The organism is Streptomyces griseosporeus, assembly GCF_014656055.1.
GTDB lineage: Bacteria > Actinomycetota > Actinomycetes > Streptomycetales > Streptomycetaceae > Streptomyces > Streptomyces griseosporeus.
In genome coordinates, this window is record NZ_BNBR01000002.1 from 1,036,982 (window position 1) to 1,049,732 (window position 12,751).

Here is a 12,751-nt window from a genome sequence, read left to right on the forward strand (position 1 = left end):
CTTCGACCGAGGACTGACTTCAGGCATGACCGCACCGCTGCACGAGGCCCGCCCGGCGGCTCCCGGACGCGCGCTGCCCGACACCCAGCAGGGCATGCGCCGGCGCAACCTCGCCCGGGTCATGCACACCGTCAGTGCCGAGGGCCCGCTCTCGCGGGCCGCGGTCGCCTCCCGCATCGGGCTGACCCGGGCGGCGGTCTCGACGCTCGTCGACGAGCTCATACGGACCGGGCTGCTGGAGGAGCTGGGCCCGGAGCGGCCCGGACGCGTGGGCCGGCCCGGCTCCGCGCTCGCCGTCAGCGGGCGCGGGCCCGCCGGGATCGGGGCCGAGATCGGCGTCGACCACCTCGCGGTGTGCGCGGTTGACCTGCGCGGCGAGGTACGGGCCCGCGCGATACGGCACGGCACCAACCGCGGCCGCTCCCCCGAGCCGGTGGCCGGGGAACTGACCGATCTGGTCCGGCAGGTCGTCGCCGAGGCCGAGCAGGAGGGGCTGTGGCCGGCGGGGCTCGCGGTCGCGGTGCCCGGCCTGGTGGCCCGTGACGCCCGGACCGTCGTCCGGGCCCCGAACCTCGACTGGCACGACACCGACCTCGGTGCGCTGCTGCCCGCGGATCTGCCGCTCATCGTGGACAACGAGGCCAACTTCGGCGGCCTCGCCGAACTCTGGCTGGGCGAGGGCACACCGCGGGACTTCCTGCACGTCTCCGCCGAGATCGGCATCGGTGCGGCGGTGGTCGTGGACGGGCAGCTGCTGCGCGGCACCCGCGGCTTCGCGGGCGAGCTGGGCCATGTGCCGGTCCGCCCCGACGGGCCGGAGTGCGCCTGCGGCGGGCGGGGCTGCCTGGAGCAGTACGCCGGCGAGGAGGCGGTGCTGCGCGCGGCCGGCCTCGCCTCGGCCGAGGACCGGGTGGCGGTGCTGGCCGACCACGCCGCGGAGGGCGACGAGACGGTACGGCGGGCCCTGCGCGAGGCGGGCGAGGCGCTCGGCATCGCCCTGACGGGCGCGGTCAACCTGCTGGACCCGGAGAGCGTCGTGCTCGGCGGCGCGCTGGCCGGGGTGGGGCCATGGCTCCTGCCGTCGCTGCGGGCGGAACTGGCCCGGCGCACCGCGGGACCGGCCTGCCCGGTCTCCGTGTCCCGGCTGGGCTCCGAGGGCCCGCTGCTGGGGGCGGCGCACGCGGTGGTGCGGGGGGTCCTCGACGATCCGGCCGCGGTGGCGGAAGGGGGCTGAAGCCGTCCGTTTGCCCGTCCGCAGTCATCTCGGTCCGTCCGTTCCGGGCCGCCAACCCCCTTGCTATGTCGGGGAGTTAACCCACACGGGTGGCGGGGTTATCCACAGTCGCGTGCTCGTCCACGGAAGCGATCCACGCCCTTCTGCCCAACCCGCCCGCGCCGTACCGTGATTCACGCGAGGCGCGGCCGGGGCACTCCCGTCGGCTCCCATCGGTCCGCCCTGCGCCCTTCCGATCCGCAGAACGGAGCCGTGCAGCATGAGCGATCCCAGGATCCTGACCGTACGACCCGAACCCGGCGAGTACGCCTGGACGTTCGGCGGCGTGCCACCCGTGGCCCGCATCGCGCCGGGCACGGTGCTCGACCTGTACACGGAGGACTGCTTCGCCGGACGCGTGCGCTCGGAGAAGGACCTGGTGTCCGAGGTGTGCGAGTTCCCCTTCCTGAACCCTCAGACAGGCCCCTTCCACATCGAGGGTGCCGAGCCAGGGGACACGGTCGCGGTGCACTTCGTCTCCATCGAGCCGGCCCGCGACTGGGCCGCCTCGACGACGGTCCCGCTCTTCGGGGCGCTCACGTCGACGCACACCACGGCCACGCTGCAGCCGCCGCTGCCGGAGACCGTGTGGATCTGGCAGCTCGACCTGGCCCGCCGCACCGCGCTGTTCCGGGCACGGGAGAGCGACATCGAGGCCGAGCTGCCGCTCGACCCGATGCACGGCACGGTGGGCGTGGCCCCGGCCAACCTGGAGGTGCGCTCGGCGCTGGTGCCGGACGCCCACGGCGGCAACATGGACACACCCGAGATGCGGGCCGGCGTCACCTGCTATCTCGGCGTGAACGTCGAGGGTGCGCTGCTGAGCCTCGGGGACGGCCACGCCCGCCAGGGCGAGGGCGAGACCTGCGGCGTCGCGGTGGAGTGCGCGATGCACACGACGGTGATCGTCGAGCTGCTCAAGGGGGTCGCCACGCCGTGGCCCCGGTTGGAGTCGGACACGCACATCATCTCGACCGGCTCGGCCAGGCCGCTGGAGGACGCGTTCCGGATATCCCAGCTCGATCTGGTGCGGTGGCTGGTCCGCGACTACGGCTTCGGCGAACTCGACGCCTACCAGTTCGCCACCCAGGCGGCGGAGTCACCGTTGGCCAACGTGTGTGACACCAACTACACGTGCGTGGCCAAGCTCCGCAAGGAATGGCTGCCTCCGCGCGAGACTCACCGTGGCCTGCACGCGCAGCTGCGGGAGACCGCGACCCTGCTCCGCCGCTGAGCTTCATCCCGCGCCCCCACGACACACCTCTCACCATCCAACTCCCCCACCGTCCCCAGAGTCGAAAGGGCTCGCGTCCATGACCCGACCGCTTCCCAGCAGGCGAGGACTGCTGAAGGGCGCCGCGCTCGCCGCGCTTCCCGCCGTCTTACTTCCGGCCGCCCGGGCCGGCGCCCAGGCGCAGGCCGTCGACTACCCGCTCGCCGAGTGGCAGCCCGCGAGCACCTCCAACTACACGGACTCGAACCGGCCCGCCGGCTACCCGGTGAACTACGTGGTCATCCATGTGACACAGGAGACCTACGCCTCGACCCTGTCCATCTTCCAGAACCCGCAGAAGAAGGTGTCCGCGCACTACGTGGTGCGTTCCTCCGACGGGCACGTCGCGCAGTGCGTGCGGGAGGCCGACATCGCCTGGCACGCCGGGAACTGGGACTACAACACCCGCAGCATCGGCATCGAGCACGAGGGCTGGGTGGACCAGCCCGCCTACTTCACCAACGCGCTGTACGAACAGTCGGCCCGGCTCACCGCGTCCGTGTGCGACCGGTACGGCATCCCGAAGGACCGCGCGCACATCATCGGCCACTACGAGGTGCCGGGCACCGACCACACCGATCCCGGCCCGAACTGGGACTGGGTCCGCTACATAAGACTGGTCAACTTCGCCTGACCGCTCCCGCCGGGCGCGTCGGCAGGTCCGCCTCAGCCGCCGTGCCTGGGCTCGGACTCGGGCTCGACGGTGAACACGTGGTGGCCCCAGCCGCCCAGGTCGACGAAGAGCCCCGCGTCGAGCAGTTCGCGCCCGTCACGGACGTAGCGCACGTCGTCGAGGAGGTCCGTCAAGCGGCAGCTGCCGACGGCCAGTTCGGCCCAGGGCAGGCGGATCCTGGCCTGGGCGGGTCGGTCCGAGAGGTTGACGACCACCAGATGGCGCCGGCCGGTGTCGCCGGTCCAGCACCAGGCGAGCAGGTCGCGGTGGCTGGGGTTGTCGGGCCAGCCGGTGCACTCCAGCAGCCGCCACCTCCCGAGGCGCATCCCGCTGTCGGCGACGGCTGTCAGCAGGCGTGCGTGGAAGGTGCGCAGGGCCTCGTCGGCCGGTTCGTCGGGGCGCCGGGTCAGGAAGACCGGCAGGTGGGTGCGGCGGCCGGTGAACTGGCCCTCGTGCCAGAGCGTCGCTCCGGGCAGGGTGGCGATCATGACGGCGGCCGCTCGCTCCTGGTCCGGGGCGAGGGTGCTCGCGGCGCGCGGTTCGTCGTGGTTCTCCAGGAAGCGGACGAGGCGGCGCTGGTAGTCCGGGCCGGCGGTCAGATGGCCGCGTACCGAGGCGGCGTCCTCGTGCAGCAGCCGGTCGTAGAGCCGCTTGTCGTAGGTGAGGTCGAAGCCCTGCTGCTGGAGGGCCCGTTCGAGGTCCCAGTACGCCTCCGCCATGAACAGCATGCCGGGGCGGCGGCTGCGGACGGCGGGCAGGACGGTGCTCCAGAAGTCGTCCTCGGGGACCGAGCCGGCGTGCGCGGCCCAGGTGCGGGAGAAGACGTCGTTCATCAGGAGCATGGCCATGTCGCAGCGGACGCCGTCGCACTGTGCGCCGATGGCGGTGAGGGTGTCGGCGGTCAGGGTCCGCAGGGCCGGGCTGAAGGCGTCGAGTTGCACGACGTCCGGCCAGGGCGGGAAGAAGGGGTCCCGGCCGCGGGCGAAGACGGATCCGTGGGCGGCGAGATAGGCGGAGGGGTCTCGGGCGAGGTCGCCGGGGGTGCCGCGGACGAAGCAGTCGGGGTGCTCGGTCAGCCAGGGGCTGTCAGGGGCGACATGGTTGGGCACGTAGTCGAGGAGCAGGCCGACGCCCTTGCGGTCCAGTTCGGCGCGGGCGGTAGCGAGGCCAGCGGTCCCGCCGAGCGCGGCGTCGACCTCGTAGCGGCGCACGCAGTAGGGCGATCCGGCGATGTCGTCGGGGCCCGCGTCCGGCAGCGCCCGGGTGAAGGACGCACGCAGGTCGGCGTTGTCCAGGGCGATGCGCAAGCCCTCGGGGCTGCGTTCCCACACGCCCATCAGCCAGACGGCGTCCACCCCGTGTGGGGTGATCTCGTCCCAGGCCTCCCCGGGGACGTCGCCCAGGCCCGTCGGGCGGCCGGTGCGCCGCTCGATCTCCCGCAGCCACACGCGGGTGTTCACCTCGTACACGACCGGTTGGGAAGGAAGGGCGGTTTCCGTGAAGGCACTCGTGGTGCTGGTGGTGAAGCTGGTGGTGTCGCTCATGGCGTGGGCTCCCTGGGAGGGCGTGCTCATGGCGTGGCCGCGTCCGGGAGGCCGCCGCGGAAGGCCTCCGGGTCGTGCGTGCCGAACAGGCCTCTCCCCCCTTCGGCTCGAAGGCGTCCCGACCAGTCTGGCCGCGGAACCGGGGAACGGCATCCGCTGTGCGGGCGGATATGTGACCCGCTTCAGCCGTGGGTCACGTCCCCCACTCCACCAGCCGCCGCAGCGCCACCGCCGTCCGGGCGAAGCCGTCGTCGCCGAGAACGGCTCGCAGTTCGGCGTTGAAGCGGTCGATCTCCGGCTGGGCTGCGCGCAGCGCCGCGGTGCCCGTGTCCGTCAGGTCGAGCACCACGGCTCGGTGCTCGCTCGGGTGGGCCTGCTTGGTGACGAGGCCCGCGGTGGTGAGCCGGGTCACGAGGCCGGTGACCGCGGACTCGCGCAGGCCGAGCGTGCGGGCAAGCTGCTGCTGGGTGATGCCGGGCCGGTCCTGGACCGCGAACAGGGCACCGAGCTGTGCGGTGGTGATGCCGGCGGCGTCGGCAAGACGCCGGTCGGCGGAGGTACGCAGCTGGTGCGCGGCCCGTTGGAGGAGGAAGTACAGACGCAGGTCGGCTTCGGCGGCGGGCTCGGACATGGCCCGATCTTGACAGACGCGACGGGTCACGACCATCCTCACTTCACTACTGAAGTGAGGATGGTCCCCCATGCCGGAGCCCGCGCACGACCTCCCCGGCCTCGGCATCGCCCGCAAGGTGCTGGCGGCGCAGCCGTTCAGCGTCCTGCTCGGCACCCGTCTGACCGCCTTCGGCGAGGGCGAGGCGACGGTGGAGCTGGACATCCGCGAGGAGCTGCTCCAGCAGTTCGGCCATGTGCACGGCGGCGTGCTCAGTTATGCCGCGGACAACGCGCTGGCCTTCGCCGCGGGCAGCGCGGTCGGCTCCCGGGTGGCGACGGCCGGTTTCAGCATCGACTACCTGCGGCCCGCGCGCGGCGCCGTCCTGCGGGCGCACGCCACGGTGGTGCGGGCCGGGCGGACCCGGGTCAGCTGCCGCTGCGACCTGAGCACGCGGGACGCGGACGGCCCCTGGACGCTCTGCGCGGTGGCGCAGGGCACGATCGCGGTCCTCTTGGACTGAGCGACCGCATCTGTTCGCTCGCCCTTTCGGGTGCAGTCGGCGCAGGGACACCCCGCCGCGCGCCACCTTCTGATGCACTTCCCCTGAGGCCTTGGACACTTGACGAAACCTCAGGGGAGAAGCGTGACGCTGCGTCAGGGGCGCCGGAGGACGGGAAGAGCACGCGGGCGAGGAAGGGAACCAGGGCGGAGGAGAGCGGGCTCGGTCGGCAGATCCGTCCTGGCGGTTCTCCTGACACTCGGCGCGCTGACTGGTGCGGCCCTCGCGGGGGCGGCGCCGGCCAGTGCCCTGCCGGGCGGGGTGCCGGTCGCGCCGGGTGTGGAGTACGGGCAGTTCGACGTCGAGGGCGCCAAGGGCACCGCCCACGCCCATGTGCTGAGCGTGGACCTGCGCGATCCCAAGGTGCGGCTCGGTCTGCTGTATCCCGGCGCGGTGGCCGCGCGTGCCCCGGTCTCCCGGCTGGCCGACGCCCAGGGCGCGGTCGCGGGCGTCAACGGGGACTTCTTCAACATCACGGAGACCCAGCACCCGGGCGTGGAGGCGACCGGGGCGAGCGTGGGACCGGCGATCGCGGACGGACGGGCGCTGAAGGCGGCGGTGCCGGACGGGCAGCGGTTCGGCCCCGCGCTGCCTCCGGGCACCGGCACCGAGGACGTGATCGGCGTCGGCGCGGACCGGCGGGCCCGGACGGGCCGCCTCACCCTCGACGGCTGGGTCGGCACACCGGACGGCCGGCTGCCGCTGGGCGGGCTGAACCAGTACGCGCTGCCGGTCGGTTCCGTCGGCGCCTTCACCGCGGACTGGGGCGGCGCCTCCCGGGTGCGCGCCACCTGCGGCACGGACACCGACCGGGCCGCGCCGTGCAGCACCGACATCTACGAGGTGACCGTCCGCGACGGCCGGGTGGTCGCGGCGGCCGGGACACCGGGCAGCGGTGCGGTACCGCCCGGCACGACCGTGCTCGTCGGCCGGGAGGCGGGCGCGCAGTGGTTGCGGAAGCTGTCCGTGGGCGAGCGGGTGACGGTGCGGCACCGGCTGGTGGCGGCGGCGTCCGGGCTGCCGTACCGGTTCGCGCTGGGCGGTTATCCCGTCCTCGGCGGCGGGACGCCGCTGCCCGGCCTGGACGACCGGACGGCCGCCGTGCGCACTGCCGTGGGGCTCGCCGACGGCGGCCGGCGCGTGCTGCTGCTCGCGCTGGACGGGGCGCCCGAGTACCGCACGGGTCTGACCATCGCCGAAGTCGCGGACGTCCTGCGCGATCTGGGCGCCCAGGACGGCTTCAGCCTCGACGGCGGCGGATCGTCGACGCTCGTCGCCCGAGAGCCGGGCGCGCCCGTGGTCTCCGTCCGCAACCACCCCTCCGGCGGGGCCGAACGGCCCGTCCCGAACGGGATCGGCGTCTTCACGGGAGAGTGAACCGCCAAGCCGTCACACCACCCCCGGGGTTCACGGCCGCAGGCTGGAGACGATGCTCGCCGTGGCCGTGATCCCGCTGTGGATGGTGGGGGCGATGCTGCTGCCCGCCAGGTAGAAGCCGAGCAGCAGGCAGACGAGCGCGTGGGAGAACTTCAGCCCTCCGCTGCGCACGAAGATCACCGCCAGGATCAGCAGGAGCAGTACCACGGAAATGGACACGGCCATCGTCAACCTCCTCCGCCGCGCCGCGACGTCCGGTACACGGCGTTCGGCCGCAAGTGTGGCGTAGGGGAGGGTTCGTCCGGGCGGCAGACCTGTCCTCCGAACGTGTGGTGTCTACGCCGGCCGGTGGGCGTCCAGGAAGGACTCGAGGCCTGCCAGGTCATCGGTGTTGAGATGGTCGACGTCCGCGGCGAGCAGTTCCGCCCACAGCGCGTCGCGGGCGGGTCCGGGCGTGTCCGGGGTGGCCCAGAAGCGCACCCGCTGTCCCCGGGCGTGCGCCTGTCCGACGATGGCGCGTAGTTTCTGCCGCTCGCCGGCGGGGAAGGGGCCCACGCCCTGCCAGGTGAAGTTCAGCGTCCAGTTGTCGCTGATCAGCGGGGCGAAGGAGGCGGGTGCCGGGCCGCCGAGGTCGGCCAGCCGGCCGTCGTAGAAGGCCCGTCGCACGGTCTGCGCCTCCATCGGCGCGCGGGCCGCGCGGTCGCCGGAGACGACGGCGGTGACCGCGCCCGGGCGGACCCGGCCGTGCGCGTAGGTGGTGAACAGGCGCCGGTAGCGGGCGAGATGGCGGTCGAGTTCGAGGTAGGTCGACGCGCCCTCGGTCTTGATGTCGATGAGCAGCTGGAGCGGTTCCCGGTAGCCGCGGTAGACCGAGCCGTGGTGGGCGCGGACGCGGGCGGCGAGCGGGTCGAGGTAGAGGGATTCGAGGGTGCGGGCCGGGTCGAGGTCCTCGGGGTCGTGGGCGACGAGGAGCTGGTCGCCGACGAGGTAGATGTCGGCCTCGACGCTGCCGAACCGGTGGTCGAGGGCGTCGAGGAGGGGGCGGGGGTGTTCGTAGTCGTTGTGGGCGTGGGCCTTCCACAACGGGCGGGGGCCGCGGTGCCGTTCACCGGCGGACGCCCGGGTCACGGGCAGTGCGGCGGTGCCGGCGAGGGCGGCGCCGAGGGTGGTGAGGGCTCTGCGCCGGGTGGTGGGGGCCATGGGGCCGGTGGCGGGGGCCATCGGGTCGGTGGTGAGGGCCGGGCGTCCGGGCGTGCGGGCCATGCGCTGCCTCCCTTGGGTCGTACGGGGCCTCAGCGAGTATGCGGGCCCCGCACGCCCAAAGGGCATGCGCGTGACAGGAGTTGGCCGGACCGCCGGCGGTTGTTCACCGCGCGCACGACGACGCCCGCCCCTGGTGGGTGGGGCGGGCGTCAGCGAGGAGGGCCCGTCAGGGGGCCTGGAGGTCGACCAGCGCGGCGAGGGCGGAGCGGTGGGCGCCCGCGGTGCCGTAGGCGATGGAGTCGGCCTTGGCCCGCTTCAGGTAGAGGTGGACCGGGTGCTCCCACGTCATGCCGATGCCGCCGTGCAGTTGCAGGGCCTCCTCGGCGGCCCGTACGGCGACGGGCGCGGCGTAGGCCTGGGCGACGGCGACCGTGACGTCCGCGTCCTCGCCGGTGGCCAGGGCGTCCGCCGCCGCGCGCGCCGCCGCGCGCAGGTTGACGACCTCCAGCCACAGCTGGGCCAGCCGGTGCTTGAGCGCCTGGAAGGAGCCGACGGGCCGGTTGAACTGCTTGCGCTCCTTCAGGTAGCGCACGGTCTCCGTCAGCGCCCAGTCGGCGAGCCCGAGTTGCTCGGAGGCGAGCAGTCCGGCTCCGGCGCGCAGGGCACGGCGTACGGCGGGTCCGGCGTCGCCGAGCGTGCGGCCCGCCGCGCCGTCCAGCCGTACCGTCGCCACCGGCCGCGTGAGGTCCAGGGGCACCTGCGGGGTGACGGTGACGGCGTCCGCCGGCACCGCGTAGAGCCCGCCGTCCTCGGCCGGCACCAGCAGGATGTCGGCGACGGCGGCGTCCGTGATGCCGGTCAGCTCGCCGTGCAGCAGCCCGTCCTCGACGCGTACGGCGGGGAAGGCGGCGCCGGGCGCGCGGTGCAGGCCGACGGCGAGGGCGCCGATCGTGCGGCCGGAGGCCAGCTCGGCGAGCAGTTCGTCGGCGCCGCAGGCCAGCAGCGCCTCGGTGGCGACGACGGCGCTCGTCAGGTACGGCACCGGGGCGACGGCCCGGCCCAGCTCCTCAAGGACGACGGCCGCCTCGCGGTGGGAGGCGCCCTGGCCGCCGAGTTCCTCGGGCACCAGCAGGCCGGCGAGGCCCATGCCGTCGGTGAGCGCCTTCCAGGCCGCGCGGTCGTGCGGGGCGTCCGACTCGGCGCGGGCGAGCACACCCGCCGCGTCGCAGTGGTCGCCCAGCAGGTCCCGCACCGCGGCGCGCAGCGCCTCTTCCTCCTCGGAGTAGAGAAGATCCGTCATCGGGCGAGGTCCTTCCATGCGACGTCCTTGTCGGTGCGCGGCTCGGCCGGCAGGCCCAGGACGCGCTCGGCGACGATGTTCAGCAGGACCTCGCTGGTCCCGCCCTCGATGCTGTTGCCCTTGGAACGCAGGTAGCGGTAGCCGGCGTCGCGGCCGGTGAAGTCGACCAGCTCGGGGCGGCGCATGGTCCAGTCCTCATACAGCAGGCCCTCCTCGCCGAGGAGTTCCACCTCCAGGCCGCTGATCACCTGGTTGAGGCGGGCGAAGCCGAGCTTCATGCCGGCGCCCTCGGGGCCGGGCTGGCCGGCGACGAGCTGCTGGCGCAGGCGCTCACCGGTGAGGCGGGCGACCTCGGCCTCGACCCACAGGGTCAGCAGCCGCTGGTGCAGGTCGTGGGTGCGCAGGTCGGGGCGCTCGCGCCAGGTCTTCGCGACCTTGCCGATCATGCCGCCCTCGCGGGGCAGGGCCATGCCGCCGATGGCCACGCGCTCGTTGTTGAGGGTGGTCTGCGCGACCCGCCAGCCGTCGCCGACCTCACCGAGGCGGTCGGTGTCGGGGATGCGGACGTCGGTGAGGAAGACCTCGTTGAACTCCGCCTCGCCGGTGATCTGGCGCAGCGGCCGGACGTCGACGCCGGGGTCGGTCATATCGCAGGCGAAGTAGGTGATGCCGGCGTGCTTGGGCAGGCTCGGGTCGGTGCGGGCGATCAGGATGGCCCAGCGGGCGTTGTGCGCGCCGGACGTCCACACCTTCTGCCCGTTGACGACCCACTCGTCGCCCTCCCGGACGGCGCGGGTGCCGAGCGCGGCCAGGTCGGAGCCGGCCCCGGGCTCGCTGAACAGCTGGCACCACACCTCCTCGCCGGTCCACAGGGGCCTCAGGAAGCGCTGCTTCTGCTCGTCGGTGCCGTACTTGAGGATCGTCGGCGCGGCCATGCCGAGGCCGATGCCGTTGCGGCGCGGCTCGTTGTCGGGGGCGCCCGCGGCCTCCAGCTCGGCGTCCACGACGGCCTGCAGGCTGCGCGGCGCGCCGAGGCCGCCGAGGCCCTCCGGGTAGTGGACCCAGGCGAGGCCGGCGTCGAAGCGGGCCCGGAGGAAGTCCAGGCGGTCGGTGGACGCGGGCGGGTGCGCGGCCAGGAACTCCCTGGTACGGCTGCGCAGTTCCTCGGCGTCGGTCATGCTGCGGCTCCCTTCTCCAGGACGACGGCGACCCGGCCGGTCGTCACGCCGTCGGCGACGCGCTGCACGGCGGTCGCGGCCCCGTCCAGCGGCACGCGCTCGCTCACCAGCGGCTTGATGGCGCCGCGGGCGGCCAGCTCGGTGAGCTGCTCGTGGCAGTGCTGGACCAGCTTGGGGTTCTTGGTGTTGTACAGGCCCCAGTGCAGGCCCAGGATCGAGTAGTTCTTCACCAGCGCGTGGTTGAGGGCGGGGCTGGGGATGGTGCCGCTGGCGAAGCCGACGACCACGATCCGGCCCTCGAAGGCGACGGTCTTGGCGGACTGCGCGTAGGCCTCGCCGCCGACCGGGTCGTAGATCACGTCGGCGCCGCGTCCGCCGGTGGCCTCCTTGACCGCGGCGACGACGTCCTCGGCCCGCCGGTCGATCACCACGTCGCAGCCCAGCTCGCGGGCGACGGCGGCCTTCTCGGCACCGCCGACGACGCCGATGACCGTGGCGCCGGCGGCCTTGCCCAGCTGGACGGCGGCGCTGCCGACCCCGCCGGCGGCGGCGTGCACGAGCAGCGTCTCGCCGGCCTCCAGGTGCGCGCGGCGGTGCAGGCCGAACCAGCCCGTCTGGTAGCCGATGTGCAGGGCGGCGGCCTCGGCGTCGTCCAGCGACTCGGGCGCGGGCAGCAGGGCCGCGGCGTCCGCGACGGCGTACTCGGCGAAACCGCCGTACGGCAGCGCCGGGTTGGCGAGCACCCGGCGGCCGTCCTCGGTCTCGCCGCAGATCTCCACGCCCGGCGTGAAGGGCAGCGGGGGCCGGATCTGGTAGTGGCCCCGGCACAGCAGGGCGTCGGGGAAGTTGACGTTGGCGGCGCGCACCCTGAGCAGGACCTGGCCGTCACCGGGCGTGGGGCGCTCGACGTCGGCGAGGCGCATCACCTCGCTCGGCTCGCCGTTCTCGTGCACTTGCCATGCCTGCATGGGGGGCCTCCACAAGACTGCGTCGTCCGTCCGGGTTCCCGGGCATACTAAGCGGTCGCTTGCCGACAGGGAACAGGCGCGGGCCCCCCGGCCCACGGTTGCGTACGTCACTTCCGGGGCGGCCGCTCCGAACGGTCGCCCGACGCACGCTCGGGCCGCGCCGGCCGCGCCCGCACATGCATCCGCTCGCCCTGCGGTCCGAACAGGCTCAGGAACTCCACCGGCCCCTCGCCCGTCGTGCCGAACCAGTGCGGCACCCGGGTGTCGAACTCGGCCGCCTCCCCCGGGCCCAGCACCACGTCGTGCTCCCCCAGCACCAGCCGCAGCCTCCCGGACAGCACGTACAGCCACTCGTAGCCCTCGTGGGTGCGCGGCTCCGGCTCCGTGACGGTGCGCTGCGGCTCGATGATCTTGTAGGCCTGGAGGCCGCCGGGCTGCCGGGTGAGCGGGTACAGGATGCGGCCGCCCCGCTGGATCGGCTTGGCGCGCACCCGCGGATCGCCGGTCGGCGGCGCGCCGACCAACTCGTCCAGCGGCACCTGGTGGGCCTGCGCGATCGGCAGCAGCAGCTCCAGCGAGGGCTTGCGCAGGCCGGACTCCAGCCGCGAGAGCGTGCTGACGGAGATGCCGGTCGCCTCGGACAGTGCCGCGAGCGTCACCTCCCGTTCCTTGCGGATCCGCCGCAGGCGGGGGCCGACGTTCGCGAGTACTTCGTCCGTGGTCATGGTCGTATTGCAGAAACAGCAACGCGATTTGTCAATCCCGTGCCACCGGGGTGACCCTCGCGCCA

The 12,751-nt window shown here is 73.7% G+C and carries 13 protein-coding genes; 5 read left to right on the plus strand and 8 right to left on the minus strand.

Features of this window, described 5'->3' with window-relative positions; genetic code table 11:
* Nucleotides 1-25 precede the first annotated feature (25 nt).
* The 3 genes from IE308_RS13750 (at nt 26) to IE308_RS13760 (ending at nt 3,180) form a co-directional block, all read left to right on the plus strand.
* On the plus strand, nt 26-1,234 hold the full coding sequence (locus tag IE308_RS13750; protein ID WP_190218110.1) for an ROK family transcriptional regulator: 1,209 nt from the start codon (nt 26-28) through the stop codon (nt 1,232-1,234).
* Between the two features lie 259 nt (nt 1,235-1,493).
* Nucleotides 1,494-2,507 (plus strand): acetamidase/formamidase family protein, encoded by a 1,014-nt coding sequence (locus tag IE308_RS13755; protein ID WP_110626660.1) that lies wholly within the window; start codon nt 1,494-1,496, stop codon nt 2,505-2,507.
* A gap of 79 nt (nt 2,508-2,586) precedes the next feature.
* Nucleotides 2,587-3,180, plus strand: coding sequence for an N-acetylmuramoyl-L-alanine amidase (locus IE308_RS13760; protein ID WP_190218111.1), 594 nt, complete (start codon nt 2,587-2,589; stop codon nt 3,178-3,180).
* Nucleotides 3,181-3,212: 32 nt separating this feature from the next.
* Here IE308_RS13760 and IE308_RS13765 read toward each other — a convergent pair whose 3' ends face one another.
* Nucleotides 3,213-4,763 carry an alpha-amylase family protein gene (locus IE308_RS13765; protein ID WP_229908859.1) on the minus strand — a complete coding sequence of 517 codons (1,551 nt, stop codon included), beginning with the start codon at nt 4,761-4,763 and terminating at the stop codon, nt 3,213-3,215.
* 193 nt (nt 4,764-4,956) lie between these two features.
* Nucleotides 4,957-5,394: a MarR family winged helix-turn-helix transcriptional regulator gene (locus IE308_RS13770; protein WP_190218112.1), complete on the minus strand. Its 438-nt coding sequence runs from the start codon at nt 5,392-5,394 to the stop codon at nt 4,957-4,959.
* 70 nt (nt 5,395-5,464) lie between these two features.
* On the opposite strand from IE308_RS13770, the gene IE308_RS13775 reads away from it, so the two are divergent.
* Both IE308_RS13775 and IE308_RS13780 read left to right on the plus strand, forming a co-directional pair.
* Nucleotides 5,465-5,896: a PaaI family thioesterase gene (locus tag IE308_RS13775; protein WP_190218113.1), complete on the plus strand. Its 432-nt coding sequence runs from the start codon at nt 5,465-5,467 to the stop codon at nt 5,894-5,896.
* A gap of 219 nt (nt 5,897-6,115) precedes the next feature.
* Nucleotides 6,116-7,312, plus strand: coding sequence for a phosphodiester glycosidase family protein (locus IE308_RS13780; RefSeq protein WP_229908889.1), 1,197 nt, complete (start codon nt 6,116-6,118; stop codon nt 7,310-7,312).
* A gap of 30 nt (nt 7,313-7,342) precedes the next feature.
* Here IE308_RS13780 and IE308_RS13785 read toward each other — a convergent pair whose 3' ends face one another.
* The 6 genes from IE308_RS13785 to IE308_RS13810 all read right to left on the minus strand — a co-directional run bounded on the left by IE308_RS13785 (nt 7,343) and on the right by IE308_RS13810 (nt 12,686).
* Nucleotides 7,343-7,537: a hypothetical protein gene (locus tag IE308_RS13785; RefSeq protein ID WP_110626666.1), complete on the minus strand. Its 195-nt coding sequence runs from the start codon at nt 7,535-7,537 to the stop codon at nt 7,343-7,345.
* 111 nt (nt 7,538-7,648) lie between these two features.
* Nucleotides 7,649-8,512 (minus strand): phosphatidylinositol-specific phospholipase C/glycerophosphodiester phosphodiesterase family protein, encoded by an 864-nt coding sequence (locus tag IE308_RS13790; RefSeq protein WP_190218316.1) that lies wholly within the window; start codon nt 8,510-8,512, stop codon nt 7,649-7,651.
* A 229-nt stretch (nt 8,513-8,741) separates the two neighbouring features.
* A complete protein-coding gene (locus IE308_RS13795) occupies nt 8,742-9,815 on the minus strand; it encodes an acyl-CoA dehydrogenase family protein (protein ID WP_190218114.1) in 1,074 nt (357 codons plus the stop codon).
* Nucleotides 9,812-10,993, minus strand: a complete 1,182-nt coding sequence (locus IE308_RS13800) for an acyl-CoA dehydrogenase family protein (protein WP_190218115.1) — start codon at nt 10,991-10,993, stop codon at nt 9,812-9,814. Before IE308_RS13800 ends, IE308_RS13795 begins: the two co-directional genes overlap by 4 nt.
* On the minus strand, nt 10,990-11,961 hold the full coding sequence (locus tag IE308_RS13805) for an NADPH:quinone oxidoreductase family protein (RefSeq protein ID WP_190218116.1): 972 nt from the start codon (nt 11,959-11,961) through the stop codon (nt 10,990-10,992). Before IE308_RS13805 ends, IE308_RS13800 begins: the two co-directional genes overlap by 4 nt.
* Nucleotides 11,962-12,068: 107 nt before the next feature.
* Nucleotides 12,069-12,686 carry a helix-turn-helix domain-containing protein gene (locus tag IE308_RS13810; RefSeq protein WP_110626670.1) on the minus strand — a complete coding sequence of 206 codons (618 nt, stop codon included), beginning with the start codon at nt 12,684-12,686 and terminating at the stop codon, nt 12,069-12,071.
* Nucleotides 12,687-12,751: the final 65 nt, after the last annotated feature.

Coding starts and splice junctions, on each gene's coding strand:
- IE308_RS13785 (WP_110626666.1), bottom strand. CDS start 7,537: ATGGCCGTGTCCATTTCCGTGGTACTGCTCCTGCTGATCCTGGCGGTG.
- IE308_RS13800 (WP_190218115.1), bottom strand. CDS start 10,993: ATGACCGACGCCGAGGAACTGCGCAGCCGTACCAGGGAGTTCCTGGCC.
- IE308_RS13760 (WP_190218111.1), top strand. CDS start 2,587: ATGACCCGACCGCTTCCCAGCAGGCGAGGACTGCTGAAGGGCGCCGCG.
- IE308_RS13775 (WP_190218113.1), top strand. CDS start 5,465: ATGCCGGAGCCCGCGCACGACCTCCCCGGCCTCGGCATCGCCCGCAAG.
- IE308_RS13805 (WP_190218116.1), bottom strand. CDS start 11,961: ATGCAGGCATGGCAAGTGCACGAGAACGGCGAGCCGAGCGAGGTGATG.
- IE308_RS13795 (WP_190218114.1), bottom strand. CDS start 9,815: ATGACGGATCTTCTCTACTCCGAGGAGGAAGAGGCGCTGCGCGCCGCG.
- IE308_RS13770 (WP_190218112.1), bottom strand. CDS start 5,394: ATGTCCGAGCCCGCCGCCGAAGCCGACCTGCGTCTGTACTTCCTCCTC.
- IE308_RS13750 (WP_190218110.1), top strand. CDS start 26: ATGACCGCACCGCTGCACGAGGCCCGCCCGGCGGCTCCCGGACGCGCG.
- IE308_RS13790 (WP_190218316.1), bottom strand. CDS start 8,512: ATGGCCCCCACCACCCGGCGCAGAGCCCTCACCACCCTCGGCGCCGCC.
- IE308_RS13810 (WP_110626670.1), bottom strand. CDS start 12,686: ATGACCACGGACGAAGTACTCGCGAACGTCGGCCCCCGCCTGCGGCGG.
- IE308_RS13765 (WP_229908859.1), bottom strand. CDS start 4,763: ATGAGCGACACCACCAGCTTCACCACCAGCACCACGAGTGCCTTCACG.
- IE308_RS13755 (WP_110626660.1), top strand. CDS start 1,494: ATGAGCGATCCCAGGATCCTGACCGTACGACCCGAACCCGGCGAGTAC.